The organism is Bacillus thuringiensis, from assembly GCF_001455345.1.
In the GTDB taxonomy this organism is placed as follows: Bacteria; Bacillota; Bacilli; order Bacillales; family Bacillaceae_G; genus Bacillus_A; species Bacillus_A thuringiensis_N.
On the sequence record NZ_CP013274.1, the window covers coordinates 676,821 to 700,000 of the forward strand.

The following is a 23,180-nucleotide window of genomic DNA, read 5'->3' on the forward strand; positions in this document are numbered from 1 at the left end:
TTAGCCATATAATAGGTAGAAAAGCAACGCATATGGATTCGATTTCATAAAGAAAGAGTTTTCTTAACATTTGTCATAATAAGTATATTTTTCATGATTCTGTTGTTAATTCCGTAATGTGGATGTAATAGGGGAGAGCATAAAAAAAGACTGCTGAGGAATCTCAGCAGTCTTTTTCATGTACATTACATTGAGAAGAAGATCCATACAGTTAAACCAACTGTTGCAGTTGCAACGAAGAAACTGTAGATCATAGTAAGAATTTGAACTCTTCCTTCTCCTTCTTTTAAGTGCATGAACATGATTAATTGTAACAACGCTTGCGCAACAGCCATTATGATAATAGTTGTTAAGATCGTTGAAAGTGGCAGGCTTGTGTAAAGTGCCACGTATAGTGCTAGAAACGTTAGTGCAAGCGATAAAATAAATCCGAAAACGTGTGACCAAGGGAATCCGCTATGCGCATGCCCGTTTGCTTGATTGTTATTTTGACTCATTTACGCCACCATCCCGTTCAAGTAAACTAGTGTGTAAATAAAGACCCAAACTAAATCAAGGAAATGCCAGTATAAGCTGATAATGAATACTTTACGAGCTGTAACTGGTGTTAAACCTCGTTTTAAAATTTGGATAATAACACAAATTGCCCAAATGATACCACCTGTTACGTGGGCTCCGTGCGTTCCAAGAAGAACGAAGAATCCAGATAGGAAGGCACTTGTTTGAATTGTTGCGCCTTCACCAATATACATAATGAACTCTTCAATCTCGAAGAATAGGAAGCCTGCACCTAAAAGTAATGTAAGGACAAACCATCCAAGCATTGCTTTTTGATTGTGCTTACGCATTTCGTGAATTACGATACCACATGTGAAACTACTTGTTAAAAGTAGTAATGTTTGAATTAAAAGCGTTTTAAGTTCAAACAGTTGCGCTGGAGTTGGGCCATCTGCCGTACGACCAGCAAGGACTAGATAAGAGGCGAAAAGTGTTGCGAACAGCATAATTTCAGCCCCAAGAAAAATCCAGAATCCTAGGATATTCAATCTGCTTTGTTCGGATTGATATTCCAAAGGTAAGCTTTTATCTAAAGCCGCCATGTCATTTCACCTCTCATGCTATATGTTCTGTTTCTTTAATTTCATCAACACTTACGTAGTAACCATCGTCATAATCGAATGAACGATAGATTAAGCAAGCTAAAATACCAACGCCGCCGATTGCTGCAAGCCAGAACCAGCTAAATACTAATGCGAAACCTGCAAGACCGAAGAATAAAGACGCAATAATAGGCACACCAGAGTTACTTGGCATGTGAATTGGTTTTAAATCTTCTGCTGCTGGTGTAACTGTTTCTCCGCGTTTCTTCATGTACCAGAAAGCATCAGCTTCTTTAATTTCAGGAAGCTTCGCGAAGTTGTAATGTTGTACAGGAGATTGAGTTGCCCATTCAAGTGTACGACCATCCCATGGATCTCCAGTTGTGTCACGTTCACCGTGACGTGCACTCCAAATTACGTTGTAGCAAAGAAGTAGGAAGCCAATACCCATCATTACCGCACCAACAGATGCGATTTGGTTTAGCCATCCCCATCCAAGACTTTCAGAGTAAGTGTACATACGACGAGTCATACCGTCTAAACCTAAGAAGTACATTGGGAAGAAACAGATGTTGAATCCGCTCATAAAGATCCAGAATGTCCATTTACCTAGGCGTTCATTTAACATATGACCAGTCATTTTTGGATACCAGAATGTGAATCCAGCAAGCATAGCGAATACTGTACCTGCAATTAATACGTAGTGGAAGTGAGCGATTAGGAAGTAGCTGTTATGGTACTGATAATCAGCTGCTGCCATACCAAGCATAACCCCTGTAACCCCACCGACTACGAAGTTTGGAATAAATGCCAATGACCAAAGCATTGGAACTGTAAAACGAATACGTCCTTTATACAGTGTAAACAACCAGTTAAAGATCTTAACACCGGTTGGAATCGAAATCGCCATTGTCGAAATCGAGAAGAACGAGTTAACCGCTGGACCTGCACCCATCGTGAAGAAGTGGTGAAGCCATACGACGAAACTTAGTAAAGAAATTGCAACCATTGAGTATACCATCGCACTGTAACCGAATAGACGTTTACGTGAGAATGTACTAATGATTTCAGAGAAAATACCGAATGCCGGTAAAATAACGATATATACTTCAGGGTGACCCCATACCCAGAACAGGTTGGCCCATAACATCGGCATACCGCCGCTCGCCATCGTAAAGAAGTGAGCATCGAATAGACGGTCAAATGTCATTAATGCAAGAGCAACTGTTAATACTGGGAAAGCGAAAATAATGATAATTGTTGTAATTAAGATTGACCAAGTAAACATTGGCATTCTCATTAAAGTCATACCAGGTGTACGCATTTTTAAGATAGTAACAAGGAAGTTAATACCGGTCATTAGCGTACCGAGACCTGAAATCTGTAATGCAATTGCGTAGTAGTTATTTCCTACACCAGAAGTAAACTCTGTACCTGCCATTGGGAAGTAAGAAGTCCACCCAGCGTCTGGAGAACCACCGATTACGAAAGCGATGTTGAATAACATTGCTCCGACAAAGAATAACCAGAAACTTAAAGCATTTAAGAACGGATATGCAACGTCACGAGCACCAATTTGTAATGGTACTACAAGGTTCATTAATCCCATAACGAATGGCATTGCCATGAAAAGAATCATTACTGTACCATGTGTTGTGAAGATTCCGTTATAGTGTTCAGCGTTTAAATAAGTTGTTTCTGGGAATGTTAACTGTGCACGGATCATTAAACCATCCATACCACCACGGAATAACATGATAACCGCAGAAATAATATACATGGCTCCGATTTTTTTATGGTCAACAGTTGTTAACCATTCGTCCCAAAGCCATTTCCATTTTTTATACTTTGTTAGTACGAAAATGATTGCTAATGTCACAAGAACGATAGAAGCGTCTGCACCGTAAATAATCGGGTCACCTGTGACAAAGAATTCATCAAGCTTCACTGTGTTCACTCCAATCTGTTGGAATTATAGCTATTATTTTTTTTTGTTTTTGTAGTAGTTGTAATCACAATATTCAAGTGATTTCGGATCTACATAACTTAAGTGGTGACTAGAGAATGTCATACGACCAACTACACCAGGTTTAACAATTTCGTTGTACTTATCTTCTGTTAGTTTAGGAGCAGTTTGTTGTACTTCTTTAACCCACTTGTCATATTTCTCTTTAGTTTTTGCTTCAACTTCGAACTCCATGTGAGTGAATCCTTCACCAGAGAAGTTCGCGCTACGGCCTAGGTAAGAACCTGGCTTATCAGCTTGTAAATAAAGGTCCATAATCATGCCATCCATTGTGTACTTCATACCACCAAGTTCTGGTACCCAGAAAGCATTCATTGGGCCGACAGAAGTCAGTTTGAATTGAATTGGTACACCAGCTGGGATGTTTAAATAGTTAACGGTTTCAATTTTTTCCTCTGGGTAACTGAATAACCATTTCCAGTTTGCAGATGTAACATAAATTTCAACTGGTTTAATATGTTTGGACTCTTTCGGAACCTCTTCCGAAGCGTAAGTTGCTTTTACTGTTGGGATCGATAATGCGATAACGATAATAACAGGAACAAGCGTCCAAATAATTTCTAATAATGTGTTACCGTGTTGTTCAGGTGGCTCGTAGTCCATATTCTCTGGTTTTTCACGATAACGAATCAAGATGACTGTAAACAGGATGAATACAATTGCGATAATTAATGACATAAGCAAGAATGACCAAACAATTAAATCATACTGTGCTTTTGCAACAGGTCCTTGCGGATTTAATACTGCGAGTTTCTTATCACAGCCGCCGAGGAACAGAAGTAATGATAACGGAAGAAGCGAAGCCAACTTCCAAAATGCTTTCTTTAGTTGCACGATTGAAAATCTCCTTTCTCCTTGGATTGAAACTATGCCAATAAAACAATATAAACCTATTAATTTATAGAAGGCAATAGTTTTTGATATATTGTTAAAAAATAGACACAAATGCACACTTTTTAAGGTGAATATCATTTGTAACTTGATTACATTGTAAACTATTTTCCAGAGAAAAACGTGATTGTAAAAATTTTAAGATAAATAAAGTTATACCAGGATATCCAAGAAATAGAAAAAAGCTATCTTATTATAAAGAAGATAGCTGAATATTTTGTATATTTAGTTTATTTCTTGTTTTATATTTATTTGATGTTCAATTGTGACAACTTTTTTATATTTTACTTGGTATAAAATGTAACAAATAATCATAAATGGAATGCCGCAATAAAGAGCGATTCTCTGATCTGGGATGAAAGCTAAACTAACAAATGTAATGAAATTGAGTGAGAACGCTACGATTGGAACAAGCGGATAAAGTGGTGTACGATATTTTAAATCATTTATGTCGCCACCGTTTTTCACGAAATTTCTACGGAAGAAAAACTGTGAAGCCGCAATTGACATCCAAACGACAACGGCAGCCATTGCTGCGATAGATGTTAAAATTAAAAAGACAGTATCTGCCGCAAATACACTTGTTAATAGAGACAAACTTGCAAAGATTAGACTGAAAATTAATGCGTTGAGTGGCACACCTTTTTTCGTTAACTTCGTAAATGCTGGACTTGCCATTCCTTGTTTTGCCATAGCCCAAAGCATACGAGAATTTGCGTATAAACCAGAATTGGCCACGGATAATACAGCTGTAATAATAACAAAGTTCATAATGTCTGCTGCATATGGAACACCAGCCACATCAAATACAAGTACAAATGGACTTTCGACTAGATTAGCCTCTTGCCACGGGAGTAAACCTACAACAACTGATATTGCTAGGACGAAGAAGAATAAAGTTCGCCAAATGGTATTTTTGATTGCTTTAGGAATTGTTTTTTCAGGATTTTCACTTTCTCCTGAAGCAATTCCGATTAATTCTGTTCCCTGGAAGGAGTAATTTACTGTAATCATCGTAAGAAGAACAGCTAATGCACCATTTGGAAATAATCCGCCATTTTCAGTGAAATTGTGAAGCATTGGAGCTGGTTTTCCGTTAAAGTCTAGTAGACCGAACATAACTGCGCCACCGAGTACGATGAAAACAACAATAGTTGCGACTTTTACACTTGCGAACCAAAATTCTGCTTCTGCATATGCTTTTGCTGATAAAGCGTTTACAAGGAAGAGTGCTGCTGCAAATGTAACACACCAAATCCACGAAGAAACGTCTGGAAACCAACGTTTCATTAAAATACTTACAGTTGTTAACTCTACTCCAACTGTAACCGCCCAATTTAACCAATACATCCAACCGACAACAAACCCAAAACCAGGTGAAATAAATTTGCTTGCATAGCTTTGGAATGAACCTGCTTCTGGCATAGCAACGGATAATTCACCAAGACATAACATCGTTAAATACATAACAAATCCACCGACTAAAAATGCAAGAATAGCTCCACCAGGACCAGCATTATGGACGATTTGACCAGATCCCATAAATAGGCCAGTTCCGATAACACCACCAAGTGCAATCATAAATAGGTGTCTACTTTTCATTGTTCGTTTTAAATCTGTTTGTTCTACTTGTTGATTCATATGCCCTCACCCCGTTATTTTCTTGTATGTATAAACTGCTTTTCATTCAGAGTTTTTAATCATTAGTGGGGGATGTGACACATACTCGGCTTATTTATTATGAAATGAATGGAGTATGTAAAAATACGAACTATGACTAAATACTCTAAGAATGTTTATTAACAAGGTGATATCTTCACTATGTTAATTATTTTGATTTTAGCAAAATAATTCAGAAAAGTATATTGTTTTTTCTCTTTATTAAAAATAATTAGAATTTTGTAACGTTTTAGTTGTGAACAATAATTCACAGAATCTTTCTAGCAAACTAGTAAGAAGAAAGGTACAATGATAGGAGGTATGTCTGTAAAATAATAATTAATGGAGTTTTGTTTAAAATGAAAAAGTTAAAATATCTTTTTGTTTTTGGAATTATACTTGCTGCCGCGTTTTTTATAGGGAAAGATAAAATTATACAAAAGGCGCAAGTATTCCGTTTAGAGTTTCTATCTGAAATGAAAGAAGCGACTATGATTGAAAATGTTCCGTTTATAAAGCAGTTACCAGAATTACCTCGTGGATGTGAAGTGACAAGCTTAGCTATGTTGCTACAATATAAAGGTGTGCAAGTAGATAAGATGCAACTTGCTAGCGAAATTCATCGTGTTCCATTTGAACAAAATGGTTTACGTGGAAATCCTTATGAGGGGTTCGTTGGAAATATTTATACGAAGGCAGAGCCAGGATATGGTGTATATAATCAACCTATTTTTAATTTAGCGGAAAAATATGTTCCTGAAAAAGTAGTTAATTTAACAGGTAGAGACGTGCAAGATATGTATAAAGTAGTTAGTTCTGGTTCGCCGGTATGGGTCATTATTAATACAACGTTTAAGCCATTAGCTGAGAGTAGTTTTGAAACATGGAAAACAAGCTCTGGCGAAGTGAAAATTACATATTTTGAGCATAGTGTAGTAGTAATTGGATATGATCAAAACTTTGTGTATGTAAATGATCCGCTTAAAAACAATCCGCGTTTGGCTGTTCCGCGAACAGAGTTTGAGCAAGCTTGGGAGCAAATGGGGAAACAAGCGATTACTATTTTATAATAATGAAAAAGTCATCTTTATGATGGCTTTTTATTTTTAAATTATTGAGATTGAAAATTCAGAACATTCTTTTAAAAGTTAGCGATTCACGTTATAATAACATTTAACTTGGTGAAGGAGGAGAGAAGAGAAATGGATGTTGCAAAAGAACTTGTTTTGTCAAAGAATCAGTTGGTTGAGTGGAGAAGACATTTTCATAAGTATCCAGAGCTATCTTTTCAAGAAGAGAAAACATCGCAGTTTGTGTTCGATATACTTCGGAAAATCCCATATTTAGAAGTGTCAAGACCTACTAAATATAGTGTAATGGCAAGGTTGATTGGTAAGCAACCTGGTAAAATAGTTGCAGTTCGAGCTGATATGGATGCTCTTCCTATTCATGAAGAAAATGAGTTTGATTTTATTTCTGCATACCCAGGTGTGATGCATGCATGTGGTCATGATGGACATATAGCGATATTACTTGGAGTCGTACATAAGTTAGTAGAAGAAAGAGAGAAGATGAAAGGGGAGATTCGTTTTCTATTCCAACACGCTGAAGAAAACTTTCCTGGAGGTGCAGAGGAAATGGTCGCAGCAGGTGTAATGGAAGGTGTGGATTATATTATTGGTGCTCACCTTTGGGCGTCGTTAGAGGTTGGGAAAATAGGTGTAATTTATGGTCCTGCAATGGCTGCACCAGATGTTTTTAAAATTACGATAGAAGGAAAAGGTGGACATGCTGGAATCCCTCATGAAACGGTTGATAGTATTGCCATCGGCACACAAGTTGTTACACAAATTCAGCAAATTGTATCTCGTCTCACGAATCCGTTAGATTCCCTTGTAGTATCTGTTACGCAATTTCATGCTGGGACAACTCATAATGTGATTCCAGAACAAGCGGAGATTGAAGGGACAGTGCGGAGTTTAAGACATGAATTGCGAGAAGAAACAGAGCAAAGAATTGAGCAGATTGTGAAGCATGTGACAGGTGCTTACGGAGCGGGATATACGTTTTCTTATGAATATGGATATCGACCGGTAGTAAATGACTATGAAGTTACAGAGATTATTGAGCAAACAGCATTACAGCTTTATGGAAGGGAACGAGTTACTCGTTTACAGCCGACGATGGCCGGGGAAGATTTTTCAGCGTTTTTACAAAAGGCACCAGGGACATTCTTTTTTATCGGAGCGGGAAATAAAGAGAAAGGAATTATATATCCTCACCATCACCCTCGTTTTACGATTGATGAAGATGCATTACCGATTGGCGTGGAAGTTTTTGTATCATCTATTATGAATTTCATAAGTAAAGGAGAATGAGATGAAGAAAATACACGTATTAGCGCTTATTCCAGTTTTTTGTTTAGTTATTGGACCTGTATTTGCTAATTCAGTTACTCCTTACATATTAGGGATGCCATTTTTATTATTTTGGGTATTATTATCGGTTCTCATTACGTCTCTTTGTATGGGGATTGTGTACGTATTCGATCCTGCTAATAAGGGGGATGTAAAATGACCGCATTACTTATCATTATTTTGTTTTTGTTTCTCGCACTATTTTTAGGAATTCGGGCGCAACATGGAAAAGATATGAATTTAGAGCAATGGTCAGTTGGTGGAAGAGGATTTGGCACTATTTTTGTTTTTCTTCTTATGGCAGGTGAAATTTATACGACGTTCACATTTTTAGGTGGAAGTGGATGGGCGTATAGTAAAGGAGCACCTACTTTCTATATTTTAGGTTATGGTGCATTAGCTTATATTTTATCTTACTTTTTATTGCCGCCAGTTTGGAAGTATGCGAAAGAGCATAATCTTGTGTCGCAGCCGGATTTTTTTGTGAAGAAATATAAGAGTCAGACACTTGGCATTATCGTTTCTATCATCGGGGTTATTTCGATTATCCCATACCTTGTTTTACAGTTAAAAGGATTAGGAATTATCGTTTCGGAAGCCTCTTACGGAAGGGTATCACCAGTTATTGCAGTGTGGATTGGCGCAATTGTTATAACGATATATGTAATGGTTTCAGGTATACATGGCTCTGCTTGGACAGCTGCTTTGAAGGATATTATGATACTGTTTATCGTTATGTTTTTAGGTATATATTTACCATATCATTATTATGGAGGATTTCAGCCGATGTTCGAAGCTGTAGAAGCAGCAAAACCAGGCTTTTTATCTTTACCTGATGAAGGAATGAGCATTTCTTGGTTTGTTTCTACGATTGTATTAACAGCTCTCGGTTTCTATATGTGGCCCCATACATTCGCTTCTGCTTTCTCTGCAAAAAATGAAAAAGTATTTCGTAAAAATGCGGCAATTATGCCATTGTATTCTTTAGTTTTACTTTTCGTGTTCTTTGCAGGGTTTGCAGCTATCTTGCAAGTTCCCGGATTAAAAGGAGGGGATGTAGACCTTTCGTTATTCCGTCTGGCTCTTCAAACCTTTGATCCTTGGTTTATTGGGATTATTGGTAGTGCTGGGGTTTTAACAGCATTGGTTCCAGGTTCTATGCTTGTCATGGCCGCTTCTACATTATTAGCGAAAAATATTTACCGAACAATGGTCCCGACTGCTTCGGATCGACAGGTCGCTAAAGCGGCGAAATTATTTGTTCCGGTAGTAACGCTTGTAGCTGTTTTGTTCACTTTTAAAGGTGGAGAAACGATAGGGGCACTTCTTTTAATGGGGTATAGTATAGTGACACAACTTTTCCCAGCACTTGTATGTAGTTTGTTTCCACATCAGATTATTACGAAGCAAGGGGCAATTGCAGGAATGGGGATTGGGCTGTTAGTGGTCGCATATATTACTTTATCTGGTTCAACTATAGCTACAATGTTTCCGGGTTTCCCCCAATATATAAAAGATTTAAATGTAGGAATAGTCGCATTGTTAATGAATATGATTGTGATGTTTATCGTTAGTTGGTTCACGAAAAGTGTATCGATAAAGAAAGACAATATAATAGTAGAAAAGTAATCCTTGTATTAGAACTATCTTCAAAAAAGAGATAGCTCTTTTTTTGTATATATTTTCTTCAATTAGCGGAATCTAACTAAAAACTTGTTGAAAAGGAAGTTAGGTGGGGGAATTGTTAGAGTTAAAAGGTAACTTATTTGAAATTATGAAAGAAATTAGAGATGAGTTAGGTTCGCCTAATGATTTAACAATTAGGGAAGTTGCCCTTGCAGGTAGTTTTACACGCTGTGCTGTTATTTTTTTATGTGGGTTAACAGATAAGGATAATGTTTATAAATATGTAGTTCGTACATTGCAATATGAAGAAGTACAAAAAGAAGAAGCTTTAGTTCAAACGTTATTGGATCGTTTTATTTCTATTGCGGAAGTTGGTAAGAAGACAACGTTTCCGGATATTATAAATGCGATTTTAGCGGGAGATACAGTTATAGTAATTGATAATGTTCAAACAGCTATCGTGATTAATAGTAGAGCTTGGGAAAAAAGAAGTTTAGAACCGCCGGTAACAGAAGATTTAATACGTGGACCGAGGATTGGATTAAATGAAGATATTAACGTGAATAAAATGTTAATTCGCCGTAGTTTACGTGACCCAAAACTGAGATTTCAATCTTATATTATGGGAAAGAGATCCCAAAAAGAAGTGACTTTAATATATATAGAAGACATTATTAATCCTTACATTGTAAAGGAGCTAGATCGGCGTCTTCAATCAATAGTGACAGATGTCGTTTTTGAGACGGGTACGATTGAGCAATTAATTCAAGATAATAATTTATCACCGTTTCCGCAGTTTTTAAATACGGAAAGGCCTGATAATATTGTGGCCTCATTAGCGAAAGGAAAGGCAGCTATTTTGGTGGATGGATCGCCGTTTGCCCTTATAGCTCCGCTAGTATTTGTTGATATTTTTCAATCTGTGGAAGACCATTATGAGCGTTGGGTAATAGGGACTTTATTAAGAATTTTGCGGATGGGTTCAGGTATAGTTGCAGTTTTAATGCCGGCGATGTATGTAGCGCTCGTCTCATATCACCAAGGACTTATTCCTTCAAAATTGGCTTATTCGATTGCCGGGGCAAGAGAAGGTGTTCCGTTTCCTGCATATATAGAAACGTTAATGATGGCATTAACGATGGAATTAATACGAGAAGCGGGAATTAGATTGCCGAAACCGATGGGGCAAACAATTGGGATTGTAGGTGGGCTTGTAATTGGAGAAGCAGCGGTGAATGCAGGAATTGTAAATCCGTTTTTAGTTATTATTATTGCGGTTACAGCTATTGCTACATTTTCACTTCCAGTGTATAGCATCACAATTACGTTTCGAATTTTACTTTTCGTCTTTGTATTAGCAGCAACTGCTTTTGGATTGTACGGAATTATTTTAGCACTTATTGCACTTGCGGTTCATATTACAAATTTGAAGAGTGTTGGTATTCCTTATACAACACCTATAGCTCCAGCGTTTTATAAAGATTGGAAAGAAGAGCTTATTCGTTTGCCAAAATCAATGTTGAAAGAGAGACCGGAATATTTACAAACGAAGGATTCTACAATCCGTCCAAAGGAGCGAAAATAATTGAAACCATTTGAGTATGGAGATGAAGAGATTGGATCTCGGGAAATTGGATTTGCGGTATCATCGACCATTATTGGTATAGGGGCATTGTCTATGCCAAGAGATATTGCTAACCAAACTTTATTTTCGGACGGTTGGATTATTTTGCTTTTGGGTGGATTGGTGTGTGCAGTTTTAGGTTGGTTTGTAACGAGGGTAGCTATTTTATTCCCGAAACAAAACTTTGTTCAATATACAAGTGCGCATTTGACAAAGCCTGTTGCATATACGATTAGTAGCATTTTAGTATTAACATTTTCTGCGTTGACAGCATATGAATCGCGAATGATTTCAGTTATTTCCCAAACGTATTTATTTAGTGATACACCAATACAACTACTGTCTTTCTTCTTCTTATTAGTTGTTATTTATGGAATAGCAGGATCTAGAGCAGCCTTATTAAGGTTAAATGTCCTATTCTTACCTATTGTTTTAATTGCGATAGTGCTTCTTTCTTTATTGAATATAAATTTAATGGAAATAAATAATTTACTACCAGCTTTTCAAACGAAAGTGAGTCAATATGCTGTTGGAGTTAAGAATTCTATTTTTACGTTTATTGGATTTGAAGTAGCTCTGTTTTATGCTGTGTTGTTAAATGATAAGGCGGCAAAAAAAGCACCAATGGCAGTTGCGAAAGCGGTAATGGTAAATGTGCTGTCGTACATTTTAATTTATGTAACTTGTATTAGTGTTTTTACGTATATGACAACTCGTGGATTGACGTACCCAACAATTGAATTAGGGAAAGAAATTGAAATTGGTGGAGGGTTTTTAGAAAGATTTGATGCAATTTTTTTTACAACTTGGATTATTACTATTTATAACACTACAGCCATGTATTATGACGTCGCATCTTTATTATTTTGTGCTATGTTTCCAAAAGTGAAGAAACATGTTTTCATTTTTGGAAGTGCCCCGATTATTTTTATGGTGAATATGTTACCTAGTAGTTTGAATGACTTGTCAAATTACGGAACTTATTTAGCTTGGATAGATATGGGGTTTGTCGTGTTAGCGCCTTTGTTAGTTTTTATTGTATATAAAATAAAAAGAAGGAATGGTAGAAATGAAACACCTTCTTAAAATGATAATGCTGATGATTTTAGCTGGATCTATCAGTGGGTGCTCTGAGTTAGAAGAAATAGAAGAAAGAGGATTTGTAGTAGGGGCAGCCTATGATATTGTGAAAAAAAAGAAAGCGAATCCAATTATGAAAGGGACGTATCAGATGGTACTTCCCAGTAAGTTAGCGCAGCAAGGTGGCCAAGGTGGTGGGGATAGCGAAAATTATATTAATGTTAGTGCGAAGGCAGATAGTGTCTTTGAGCAAATACGAATTATCGCAAAAAAAATTAGTCGAACATTATTTTTTCCGCATATACAAGTGATTATTTTTTCGAAAGAATTACTGGCGAATCCGTATGTTTTGCAAAATACGTTAGATGTATATATTCGTGATCATGAGATGAGACGAAATATTCGTTTGTTCGTTTCTGACAAAGATGCAGAAGCTATTTTGAAACAGAGCGCTAAGCCTGAAAATTTACCAGCGCAGTATATTGATATGTTAGCTGAACATCCTCCAAAAAATGCCCAAATGATTGAGGCTGCAAGAATTGGTGAGGTTCAGGAAAAGATGATTGCGAGCCGAAGTTTCGTACTACCTATTCTTGAATTAACAAAGCAAGGTGTACAAATGAACGGGGCAGCGTTGTTTCGCGGGAAGGATAATAAGTGTGTAGGTAGTTTGAATGGGGAAGAAACATTAGGGATGAATTATATAATAGGTAAAAAAATTGGAGGTTTTTTTACCGTTCGCAAAAAGAATCAACTTATTACATATGAAATTCATAAGTTGCGTCGGAAGATTAAAGTATCTACAACGAATGTTACAAAACCAAAGTTTAATATTCACTTATTTTTGGAAGGTACAATAGCTGAGTTACACTTTAGTGATCATAAAAAGGTCTTGAATGAAAAACGTTTAGAGAAGGATATTTCGGAGGAAATGGAGAAACGCATCCGAAAATCGATTAAGCTTGTTCAAAAAAAATATAAGGTAGATGTATTAGAATTAGGGGAAGTATATAAGCGGCATAATTATAAAGAGTGGAAAAAAATAAGTAAGAATTGGGATCAAGGTGAAAATTACTTTAGTGATGCTGAGGTTACTGTTCATGTTCATCCGATAATTGAGCATTCAGGTTCAGCCTTACCAAAAAGAGTAAAGTAAGGTGATGGAAGGTGTTTACTGGATTAGGGATTAGTTGCACAATATTAATGGCAGTTCTTCCGGGAGCCATATACTACATTCATAAAAAAATTACAACGTATGGAGCACAGCCTTGGAATACAGATATACAAAAAAAGAAACCTGAATAATTTCAGGTTTCTTTCGCACAAAGCATATGTGAAGGGGGATACCTTCTATGTATGCTTTGTTTTTATACAAGCCCTAACCAATGTACCAATTGTGTAGAGAGGAATGTCACAACAATGGCGATAACAGTAGGGATTGCAAACGATAAGAATGTCCATTTTGCACTTTTTGTTTCTTTGTATATGTTAACCAGTGTTGTTCCACATGGGAAATGAAGAAGTGAGAACAACATTGTGTTTAAAGCTGTTAACCAAGTCCAACCGTTTTCTAAAAATAGATTTTTAATTTGATTAAAATCATCTATTTCAGTTAAAGCTCCGGTTGATAAATAAGACATTAATAAAATCGGGATAACAATCTCATTCGCTGGTAGCCCAAGAATGAACGCAGCTAGAATAAAGCCGTCAAGCCCTAACATTTTAGCGAATGGATCTAGGAAGTTTACAAAATACATAAGCAGGCTTGTGTCACCGATGAAAATATTAGCTAGTAACCAAGTTAATGCAGCCGCAGGGGCAGCTACAACAACAGCTCGCTTTAAAACATAGACTGATTTATCGAGTGTTGCACGTACAATTGTATTCCAAACCTTTGGCTTACGGTACGGCGGTAACTCAAGTGTGTAGTGAGTTGGAACGCCTTTTAAAGCCGTTTTTGATAGTACCCAGGAAACGGTTAATGTCATAATAATACCAATTACAACCATTCCCACTACAACGCCAGCAGTAACTAATGTTTGCATACTACCTGTATAACCAGCAGCCATAAATAATGAAGCCATTAAAATTAACATAGGCCAGCGACCGTTACAAGGAACGAAATTGTTTGTTAAGATTGCAAGCATACGTTCACGTGGTGATTCAATAATACGTGTTGACATGATGGCTGCTGCATTACAACCAAAGCCCATTGCCATCGTTAAAGATTGTTTGCCGTGTGCACCAGAGCGTTTGAATAAGCGATCCATATTAAACGCAACGCGTGGTAAGTATCCGTAGTTTTCTAATAGTGCGAACATAGGGAAAAAGATGGCCATAGGTGGTAACATAACGCTAATAACAGCACCGATACCACGAAATAAGCCAAGTATTAAAATACCATGTAACCATTCAGGTGCATGTGCTGCTTGGAACCAAGATGTTAAGTATCCTTCGGCCCACCCGAAGAACTCAGCAATCATATCAGAGGGTACGTTAGCACCTGCAATTGTAAGATAAAAAATGATAGATAAAATACCGAGCATAATGGGGAATCCCCAGATGGGAGATGTGAAAATTTTATCTAGTTTTTCAGAACGATACAATTTATCCGTATTTGTATATTGAACAGATTCTTTACATATGCTTGCAGATGTTCGGTAAATATCTCCGACAATATCATCTCGTATATCTTCTTTTGATAGTGCTTGTGCATGTTGAATAATATAGTCTAATGGAAGAGCTTTACTGGCTGAGTGAGATTCCATTCATTACGACCTCCCTTACAAGTGGTTCATTATGGTGTTTTTGAAGTGTAGTTAAGAAATTTTTATCTCCATCTAATATACGTAACGCAATCCAACGTGCTGGATACGTATCACCGAACACTTTATAAATTTGTGGTTCTAATTCCTGAATCATATTCTCGATTTTTTCGCTGTAAGCAATTTTAATTGGTGTTGGAATTAGCTTTTTATTTGCTACTTTGGCAATAACATTTAGTAAATGACCGATGCCTACTCGGTTACGAGCGGAAATCTTAACTACAGGTACACCGAGTGATTTTGCTAATTTCTTTTCATCAATAACGATGCCTTTTTTCTCAGCTTCATCAATTAAGTTAATACAAATGACTACGTTGCTCGTCATTTCCATCACTTGGAGTGCTAAATTTAAATTTCGCTCCATAGCAGTTGCATCGATAACAACTACAGTTACTTCTGGTTTTTCAAATATAATATAATCCCTTGCTACTTCTTCATCCGCAGAATTTGAATATAGTGAGTAAGTTCCAGGTAAATCTATTAATGTATATTTACTACCGTTATGTTCATATTCCCCTTCAGCTTTTAAAACAGTTTTTCCCGTCCAGTTTCCAGTATGTTGTTTTAAGCCTGTTAAAGTATTAAATAATGTACTTTTCCCGGTATTCGGGTTACCAGCTAAAGCAATGCGATGTTTGCTCATCTGAAATCATCTCCTATTAATACCCCGAAAATAAGGGAACTTTCTTCCTTGCGTAGTGCAATAGTGGTGTTGCTTACTTGATAAGCGACCGGATCTCCAAGTGGACTACGTTGTAATACTTTAATTGTTGCCCCAGGGATAAATCCTAAATCTAATAAACGTCGTTTCATAGTTCCTTCTAATTGTATCTTCTCAATTTGTACAAACTCTCCTGTCTTAAATTCGGAAAGTGGTTTTATATTAGCCGATACCATAAAAGTTACCTCATCTCTATATTGTTAGTTTGAGTTTAAAAAGTTTCCTTAGGTAAACTTTTTGTTAGTAATATAGTAGACTACATTGGATGATGCTGTCAATTGGTACTTTAAAAATATTCATTTATTTTTAGAATTGTTCCAATTTATTTAGTTGTACTAAAAAATATTACTGGAATTCTGTGTAATGTGCATAAATTAGGCGTGTAAAAGTAACAAAATACAGCAGAATTGTAAATGTAACTTTAACTAAAAGGGGAAAAGAGCGAAAAACATTTACATTGAATTTACATTGTTAAGAATAAATTTACATTACAGCTTAATTAGTGTGGATTTTGTTGGGTTCTTTAACTATAAATGTTGGGATTCCTAGTTTTTAAGGATTATTATCGTCATTTACTTAAAATTAAAAATTGCTTAACACTCACATAATATTACTGTCCTACAATGAATTTGTGTTCGAAAGAAGTAGACAAATGTGAAAAGTGATAATCCAAATGGGGGTACAAGACATGGTTATGAAAAAGGGTATTAAATTTTCTTTAGCAGCTTTAGTGGTAGCGGGTTCATTAGTGGGATGTGGAAAAGCAGAAGAGACATCAGGTAAAGATGCTAAAGGAAGTGGTAATGCAAAACAAGAATTGTCAGGTACGATAGCAGCTGCAGGCTCTACAGCACTTCAACCTCTTGCAGAGGAAGCTGGAAAGAAATTTATGGAGAAAAATTCAAACGTTTCTATTCAAGTGCAAGGTGGCGGTAGTGGAACTGGAATTAACCAAGTAGCTTCTGGTGCAGTCCAAATTGGTAACTCAGATGTTCCATCTGCAGATAAAATAAAAGATGCTGATAAGGCGAAAGAATTAGTAGATAACAAGGTAGCGGGTATTGCATTCGCACTTGTCGTAAATAAAGATGTAAAAGTTGATAATTTAACAGTACAACAAGTACAAGATATCTTCACTGGAAAAGTAACAAACTGGAAAGAGGTAGGCGGGAAAGATGAAAAAATCAACGTAATTAACCGTCCGGCTTCTTCTGGTACACGTGCTACATTTGAAAAAACAATTATGAAAGACGCGAAAATTAATGACGGAACTGGTACTACACAAGATTCTAACGGTGCAGTAGAGCAAGCGATTAACTCTACTCCAGGTTCAGTGAGTTATTTAGCAATGTCTTACATGGTTGGCGAGAAAAAAGGTGCGCTACAAACAGTGAAAATTGATGGTGCTGAACCAAAAGTTGAAAACATTTCGTCTGGGAAATATCCATTCTGGTCTTACGAGTACATGGTAACGAAAGGTGAGGCAAAAGAAGCAACAAAAGCTTATATTGACTATGTAAAAGGTAAAGATTTTGAAAAGCAAGTAGAAGATATGGGTTATATTCCGATGTCTAAATTAAATAAGTAATAAAATTTATGGGGCTGGCTGCAAGGCCAGTCCTGTTCATTTCAATTTATGAAGTGGGGTCTGTCCTGTGATGAAGGGGAAAAAACAAATTAATTACGTGAAAAGTGAATATATAGGAAGATCACTTGTTACGTTTTGTGGTATTTTTATTGTTTTAGTTACATTAGCTATTATTGCGTTTATTTGCGGTAAAGGAATTCAATCTTTTACGCAAAGTGGTATCTCGTTTACTGAGATGCTAACATCGACAAAATGGAGTCCAAATGCTGATGAGGGAACTTTCGGGGCTGTAATTTTCATTGTAGGTTCAACGGTGGTTTCGTTAGGTGCGGTTATTATTAGTGCGCCAATTGCTATAGCTCTTGCTATATTCATGAATTTAATTTCGCCAAAGTTTGGAAATAAAGTATTGAAGCCTGTTTTAGAATTATTAGTTGGTATTCCTTCGGTTGTATACGGATTATTAGGGGTTACAATTTTAGTACCGCTATTACGTGATTCGTTTGGAGGAGTAGGGTTTAGTTTAATTGCAGGTATTATTGTCCTGAGTATTATGATTTTACCTACTATTGCTAGTATCGCTTCTGATGCAATACGCTCGGTTCCATTTGATTATTTAGAAGCTTCTTATGGTTTAGGATCAACGAAATGGCAAGCGATTAGCCGAGTAATTGTTCCTGCTGCGAAAAAAGGGATTTTAACAGGTGTTGTTTTAGGTTTAGCGCGTGCTTTTGGTGAAGCATTAGCGGTTCAAATGGTAATTGGGAATACGATTAAATTACCAGAAGGAATATATAGTCCGACAGCAACGTTAACTGGTATTTTGACAATGGACATGACAAATACATTAAACGGAACTGCTTGGAACAATGCGCTATGGACTTTAGCGATGATTTTACTTGTTATTTCATTCCTGTTTATTTTAGTAATTCGAGCAATTGGGCAAAGAGGTGAGCGATAATAATGAATGCAAGAACGGTAAATAAAGTTTGGACAGGTATATTTTATGCGGTTGCGGCTTTAGTTGTAGCTTTGCTAGTGTTCTTAGTATTTGAGATTTTACAAAAGGGATGGGGTTTTTGGGATCCTAATTTCTTGTTTGGAGAACCAAGCAATACAAGAGCTGGTGGTGGGATTGGTCCGCAGTTATTCAATTCCTTCTATATGCTTGTTATAACGCTTATTATATCTATCCCCCTTGGATTAGGTGCTGGAATATATTTAGCGGAGTATGCAAAACAAGGGCGTTTTTTAAATTTTGTTCGTTTATGTATCGAGACAATGGCATCTTTACCTTCTATTGTTGTTGGTTTATTCGGTTTGTTAGTGTTCGTTACAATGACAGGATGGGGATACACAGTAATGGGTGGTGCCCTTGCTTTAACGATTTTAAACTTGCCAGGTTTAACGCGTGTTTGTGAAAATGCGATTTCAGAGGTTCCTTCTAATGTGAAAGAGGCGAGTCTTGGATTAGGTGCAACAAAATGGCAAACGATTACTCGTATTATTATTCCGTCGTCACTACCACAAATTATTACAGGTGTTATTTTAGCGGCAGGTCGTATATTTGGGGAAGCGGCGGCATTAATTTATACAGCGGGTTTAACATCTCCAATTTTAAATTCAGCAGCGGACTTCTCAAGTCCTGCTCATCCTTTAAATCCATTTAGACCAGCTGAAACGTTAGCGGTTCACATTTGGAAGTTAAATTCCGAAGGGATTATTCCGGATGCGAAGTTAATTGCGACAAAATCTGCAGCTGTATTAATTATTATGGTATTACTATTCAATGTTATTTCACGCTTGGTAGCATCTATATTGCACAAGCGTTTTACAGGGGCGAAAAGAAAAAGTAAAACGACGAAGAAAGTAAAAGCGGCATAAGTTGTAAAGGGGAACTCTCTACTTATAAGTAGGGGGTTCTTTTGTATTTTAATATAGAAGGAATGGATGTAGTGATTGTTGAATTTGTAATTAATTATAGAGGTGAATAGGGGCAAATGAAGGAGTGGAGGAATTGTTTTTTCTACAAATGTCAGGTTTTCCTGGAACAGGAAAATCGACAGTTTCTAAGTATATAGCGAAGTTAACAGGTGCTGTAATTGTAGATCATGATGTTTTGAAATCCGCATTGTTACAATCATTAGAAATGAAAGGAATTGAAGCGGCGATTGTTGGAGGAGTATCATACGACGTTGAATGGGTATTGATTAATTCATATTTAGAACAAGGACATAGTGTGATATTGGATAGTCCATGTCTATATGAAGGGATGGTTGAAAAAGGAATTAAGCTGTCTAATAAATATGGTGTGAAATATAAATATATTGAGTGTTATCTGAATGATATGGAAGAGATTAATAATAGGTTACAAATACGTAAGCGTATGGTCAGTCAAATTGAAAAGGTAGAGTCGGAAGTAGCTTTTAAAAAGTGGTTAGATGGTAGTAAAAGACCTCTAAATAGTGAATATCTTGTTGTGGATTCTAGTGAACCTCTAGAGCGGTATGCGGAGAAAGTGATGGATTATATGAGTAGTTAGAGAAAAAAGCGTTATCTTCATTCGTGAAGATAACGCTTTTTCTTTAAATATCAGGTGTTTCTGTAGAAGTGCTTATTTTTCTGCGAGAGCGTCTTTTTCTTCCGATTTTATCTAATAGTTCATACATAACTGGAACAACTACTAATGTAAGAACGGTTGAAACTGCTAAACCACCGATGACAACGACCGCCAAACTTTTTGATACCATACTTCCTGCTTGGGATTGACCGAATAGGAGTGGTAGCATAGCGACGATTGTCGTTATAGCTGTCATAATAATTGGACGTAATCTAGTGGATCCCGCTTCTAGTAAGGCATCTCTTGTTTCCATTCCATGTTCCCGATTTTGTTGTACTCTTTCTATTAATACAATAGCATTGGTAACGACAATCCCGATTAACATTAATGCGCCAATTAATGAATTTATATCAACAGGTGTTCCTGAAACGATTAATCCTAAAATGCCGCCGACAGCAGCTAGTGGCAAGGAGAACAAAATTGCGAAAGGAGCGCGTGCTTGCCCGAAGGTAATAACCATTATTAAATATACAATCCCGATTGCAATCCCCATAATTTTGAATAGATCCGTGAAGTTCTCTTGCATAGATTCAGTAGCACCTGCAATATTTACTTTTGCGCCGCTAGGTAAATCTAAATCAGTTATCGCTTTATTTACTTCTGTGCTTACTTTACTTAAATCTTCATTTGTAGCTTCTGCCGTAATTTGAATCGTTTCTTTTCCATCTTTATGGAAGACTTCTGTTTGAAGTTGTTTTTCTGAAATAGTTGCAATGTCTTTTAAAGGAATTGGTCCATTGATAGGTGATAATATATTTGTGTTTAAAATATCTTCTTGTTTAGTAATGTTTTCTTTTTTGTGTTCTATCATAATAGTTGTTTTTTCATTATTGATTGAAACTTCACCAATAGGTGATTTCTTCATAAGGAATGCTACTTGTTGTGCTGCTAATTCTGGTGTTAATCCTAGTTGTTCGGCCTTTGTTTGATCAACATGGATTTGCCATTCTTTCTTAGAGTCTTCTAAATTCGTTTTTACTTTAGAGAGAGTAGGCATATCTTTTAGTTTTGTTTCGACGATAGTAGCAGCCTCTTTTAAATTCGTTTCGTTAGTGGTTGTTACGTTAAATTGCAAAATATTACCGCCGCCAGAGCTTGAATAACTCGTTTTTATATAATCAAGTTCAGCGGGCTCAAAAGCTTTATGTTCTTTTTTTAACTCTTTAATATACTGATCAATATCAGAGCCTTTCTTGAAGACTACAAATATACTGACAAGATTATTTTTCGTCGTTTGTCCCCATTGTGCATCTTCTGCGCTAGATCCCATTCGTAAAATAACATCCGTTACATCTGAATTAGAAAGTAATTTCTTTTCGAAATCGAAGGCTTTTTGTTTTTGTGTTTCAGCAGCGTAATCAGCTGGGAAAGTCATGTTAATAGATAACATTGTGTCGTCTTCAGATTTTATGTTCGCTTTCGGTAGTAATATATAGGCTGCAATCGATCCTGCAAATAATAAAAAAGAAGTAAGTAGAATAATGAATTTATGCGAAAGAGCCCACTTTAATGTAGCGACATATCGTGGTGAAGAATTCGGCTTTCGATGTTTTGTCTTTTTGAGTAGTAAAAAAGCCATAAGTGGAACAACTGTTAGTGCGACGAGTAAGGATGAAAGAATAGAATATACAACTGCTAATACCATAGGTAACATTAATTTTCCGATTACTCCTGATACGAGGCCGATAGGTAAGAAAACAGCGACCGTTGTTAAAGTGGAAGAAGTAATTGCGACTGCGACCTCTTTCGTTGCATCGAGAATAATATCTTTAGAGAAAGATTCTTTTTGTAAACGACGGAAAATATTCTCAATGACAACGATGCTATCATCGACGAGACGTCCCACTGCAACCGCTAAACCACCAAGTGTTAGGGTGTTGAGTGTGATGTTAGATTGGTGTAGTAAAAAGAGTGTTAATAAAATAGATAATGGAATACTGACAACAGCGATGAGTGTCGTTCGGAAGTTACGTAAAAAGATTAGGATAATTAGAGTTGCAGCAATTGCTCCAAGGATTACTTCTTTTCCCATACTAGTAACAGCATTTTCAACTTGCTCATGAGTTGAGGCTAAAAGTTTAATAGAAAACTGATCTTTATATTGTTTACTTATATCTTTGATTTTCTCATCGATTTCTTTTCCGATTGCAACTGCATTTTTACTTGGCTCTTTCATGATGATTAATCCAGTTCCTTCTTCGCCATTTATATGTGAGATTGTATCGTAGTGTTGTTTAAGTTCAATTTGAGCAACATCTTGCAATTGTACTTGAGGTGCAACGGTGATGTTTTTAATGTCATCTATATTTTTTATATCCCCAATGACGCGAAGGTTATATTCTTCTTTATTAACGGTAACGGCTCCAGCTGGAGTGGAAGTTTCTTTTCCTTGTAAAACCTTTAATATTTGCTCCGTTGTTACGTTTTTATTTTTTAATTGGTTTGGATCTAGTGTGATAGATAATTCAGAAGTTGATTTTCCGAAAAACATAACGTTGGCAACACCATCAATGCTTTCGAGTTGTGGTACGATTTCCTTTTCGATTTGTTTTTCATCTGCTTTTGAAAATCCGTTTTGCTTTTGGATCGCAATTTGAGCGAGTGGAATCATAGAAGTATTTAATTGGCTAACTACTGGTTTCGTTGCATCTTTAGGTAATTTAATTATATTAATCGCCTTTTCAACTTCGCGTGCTGCATCTTTCATATTTGCTTTGGATGTATACGCAATATCGATGCGTGATAATCCCTCATGCGTAGAAGAAGTGATGTTGTCGATGTGCTCTAAATTGCGAAATTGTTTTTCGAGGGGATCAGTTACTTCTTTCGTCATTGCTTCAGCGTCGAGTCCTGGAGATAAGGTTGTGACAGTGACTGCTGGATTATCGATGCTTGGTAAAAACTCCATAGGTAATTTAGAGCCGGAATAAACGCCGAGTATGGAAATGAGAAAAACCATGATGATAACAGCGGCTCGGTTTTTTAATGAAAACTTTGTTAACC

At 36.5% G+C, this 23,180-nt stretch carries 21 protein-coding genes (1 of these 21 only partly in view); 12 read left to right on the forward strand and 9 right to left on the reverse strand.

Annotated elements, in window-relative coordinates:
- Nucleotides 1–185: 185 nt before the first annotated feature.
- From qoxD to ATN06_RS03645, 5 genes are all read right to left on the reverse strand, one after another.
- Complete coding sequence (gene qoxD, locus ATN06_RS03625; protein ID WP_060629580.1) at nucleotides 186–497, reverse strand: cytochrome aa3 quinol oxidase subunit IV; 312 nt, start codon at nucleotides 495–497, stop codon at nucleotides 186–188.
- Nucleotides 498–1,100, reverse strand: a complete 603-nt coding sequence (gene qoxC / locus ATN06_RS03630) for a cytochrome aa3 quinol oxidase subunit III (protein WP_000729317.1) — start codon at nucleotides 1,098–1,100, stop codon at nucleotides 498–500.
- A gap of 13 nt (nucleotides 1,101–1,113) precedes the next feature.
- On the reverse strand, nucleotides 1,114–3,048 hold the full coding sequence (gene qoxB / locus ATN06_RS03635; RefSeq protein WP_000762376.1) for a cytochrome aa3 quinol oxidase subunit I: 1,935 nt from the start codon (nucleotides 3,046–3,048) through the stop codon (nucleotides 1,114–1,116).
- 33 nt (nucleotides 3,049–3,081) lie between these two features.
- Nucleotides 3,082–3,960, reverse strand: coding sequence for a cytochrome aa3 quinol oxidase subunit II (locus ATN06_RS03640; protein ID WP_060629581.1), 879 nt, complete (start codon nucleotides 3,958–3,960; stop codon nucleotides 3,082–3,084).
- Nucleotides 3,961–4,242: 282 nt separating this feature from the next.
- A complete protein-coding gene (locus tag ATN06_RS03645) occupies nucleotides 4,243–5,658 on the reverse strand; it encodes an amino acid permease (protein WP_060629582.1) in 1,416 nt (471 codons plus the stop codon).
- A 377-nt stretch (nucleotides 5,659–6,035) separates the two neighbouring features.
- Here ATN06_RS03645 and ATN06_RS03650 point away from each other — a divergent pair, with 377 nt between their 5' ends.
- The 8 genes from ATN06_RS03650 (at nucleotide 6,036) to ATN06_RS03685 (ending at nucleotide 13,728) form a co-directional block, all read left to right on the forward strand.
- The gene (locus ATN06_RS03650; protein ID WP_060629583.1) at nucleotides 6,036–6,746 is read left to right on the forward strand and encodes a C39 family peptidase; all 711 of its coding nucleotides are present in this window, start codon (nucleotides 6,036–6,038) and stop codon (nucleotides 6,744–6,746) included.
- 132 nt (nucleotides 6,747–6,878) lie between these two features.
- Nucleotides 6,879–8,054, forward strand: a complete 1,176-nt coding sequence (locus ATN06_RS03655; protein ID WP_060629584.1) for an amidohydrolase — start codon at nucleotides 6,879–6,881, stop codon at nucleotides 8,052–8,054.
- A gap of 1 nt (nucleotide 8,055) precedes the next feature.
- Nucleotides 8,056–8,253, forward strand: a complete 198-nt coding sequence (locus tag ATN06_RS03660; protein ID WP_060629585.1) for a DUF3311 domain-containing protein — start codon at nucleotides 8,056–8,058, stop codon at nucleotides 8,251–8,253.
- On the forward strand, nucleotides 8,250–9,722 hold the full coding sequence (locus tag ATN06_RS03665; protein ID WP_060629586.1) for a sodium:solute symporter family protein: 1,473 nt from the start codon (nucleotides 8,250–8,252) through the stop codon (nucleotides 9,720–9,722). Before ATN06_RS03660 ends, ATN06_RS03665 begins: the two co-directional genes overlap by 4 nt.
- Nucleotides 9,723–9,825: 103 nt before the next feature.
- The gene (gene gerLA, locus ATN06_RS03670; RefSeq protein WP_110093206.1) at nucleotides 9,826–11,304 is read left to right on the forward strand and encodes a spore germination protein GerLA; all 1,479 of its coding nucleotides are present in this window, start codon (nucleotides 9,826–9,828) and stop codon (nucleotides 11,302–11,304) included.
- The gene (gene gerLB, locus ATN06_RS03675; protein WP_060629587.1) at nucleotides 11,305–12,429 is read left to right on the forward strand and encodes a spore germination protein GerLB; all 1,125 of its coding nucleotides are present in this window, start codon (nucleotides 11,305–11,307) and stop codon (nucleotides 12,427–12,429) included.
- Complete coding sequence (locus tag ATN06_RS03680) at nucleotides 12,413–13,579, forward strand: Ger(x)C family spore germination protein (protein ID WP_060629588.1); 1,167 nt, start codon at nucleotides 12,413–12,415, stop codon at nucleotides 13,577–13,579. Before gerLB ends, ATN06_RS03680 begins: the two co-directional genes overlap by 17 nt.
- A gap of 11 nt (nucleotides 13,580–13,590) precedes the next feature.
- The gene (locus ATN06_RS03685; RefSeq protein WP_000493994.1) at nucleotides 13,591–13,728 is read left to right on the forward strand and encodes a hypothetical protein; all 138 of its coding nucleotides are present in this window, start codon (nucleotides 13,591–13,593) and stop codon (nucleotides 13,726–13,728) included.
- A 62-nt stretch (nucleotides 13,729–13,790) separates the two neighbouring features.
- On the opposite strand, the gene ATN06_RS03690 is transcribed toward ATN06_RS03685, so the two are convergent.
- Genes ATN06_RS03690 through ATN06_RS03700 form a run of 3 tightly spaced genes read right to left on the reverse strand, consistent with a single transcriptional unit; the run spans nucleotide 13,791 to nucleotide 16,145 of the window.
- Complete coding sequence (locus ATN06_RS03690; RefSeq protein WP_060629589.1) at nucleotides 13,791–15,191, reverse strand: nucleoside recognition domain-containing protein; 1,401 nt, start codon at nucleotides 15,189–15,191, stop codon at nucleotides 13,791–13,793.
- Nucleotides 15,169–15,891, reverse strand: coding sequence for a FeoB small GTPase domain-containing protein (locus ATN06_RS03695; RefSeq protein ID WP_060629590.1), 723 nt, complete (start codon nucleotides 15,889–15,891; stop codon nucleotides 15,169–15,171). Before ATN06_RS03695 ends, ATN06_RS03690 begins: the two co-directional genes overlap by 23 nt.
- A complete protein-coding gene (locus ATN06_RS03700) occupies nucleotides 15,888–16,145 on the reverse strand; it encodes a FeoA family protein (protein WP_000252984.1) in 258 nt (85 codons plus the stop codon). The genes ATN06_RS03695 and ATN06_RS03700 overlap by 4 nt, the downstream gene beginning before the upstream one ends.
- Nucleotides 16,146–16,657: 512 nt before the next feature.
- On the opposite strand from ATN06_RS03700, the gene ATN06_RS03705 reads away from it, so the two are divergent.
- The 4 genes from ATN06_RS03705 (at nucleotide 16,658) to ATN06_RS03720 (ending at nucleotide 20,099) form a co-directional block, all read left to right on the forward strand.
- The gene (locus tag ATN06_RS03705; RefSeq protein ID WP_060629591.1) at nucleotides 16,658–17,557 is read left to right on the forward strand and encodes a phosphate ABC transporter substrate-binding protein PstS; all 900 of its coding nucleotides are present in this window, start codon (nucleotides 16,658–16,660) and stop codon (nucleotides 17,555–17,557) included.
- A 70-nt stretch (nucleotides 17,558–17,627) separates the two neighbouring features.
- Nucleotides 17,628–18,518 (forward strand): phosphate ABC transporter permease subunit PstC, encoded by an 891-nt coding sequence (gene pstC, locus ATN06_RS03710; protein WP_000676679.1) that lies wholly within the window; start codon nucleotides 17,628–17,630, stop codon nucleotides 18,516–18,518.
- Between the two features lie 2 nt (nucleotides 18,519–18,520).
- Nucleotides 18,521–19,441 carry a phosphate ABC transporter permease PstA gene (pstA, locus tag ATN06_RS03715; RefSeq protein ID WP_000994142.1) on the forward strand — a complete coding sequence of 307 codons (921 nt, stop codon included), beginning with the start codon at nucleotides 18,521–18,523 and terminating at the stop codon, nucleotides 19,439–19,441.
- A gap of 133 nt (nucleotides 19,442–19,574) precedes the next feature.
- Entirely contained in the window at nucleotides 19,575–20,099 is a 525-nt protein-coding gene (locus ATN06_RS03720) for a P-loop nucleotide/nucleoside kinase family protein (protein WP_060629592.1), read from the forward strand.
- 43 nt (nucleotides 20,100–20,142) lie between these two features.
- Here the strand turns inward: ATN06_RS03720 and ATN06_RS03725 are convergent, their stop codons facing one another.
- A protein-coding gene (locus tag ATN06_RS03725; protein WP_060629593.1) for an efflux RND transporter permease subunit crosses the window boundary here: on the reverse strand, nucleotides 20,143–23,180 show its 3' portion. 7 nt of this gene lie beyond the right edge of the window; only the last 3,038 of its 3,045 coding nucleotides appear in the window; the start codon falls outside the window, past its right edge; it ends in the stop codon at nucleotides 20,143–20,145.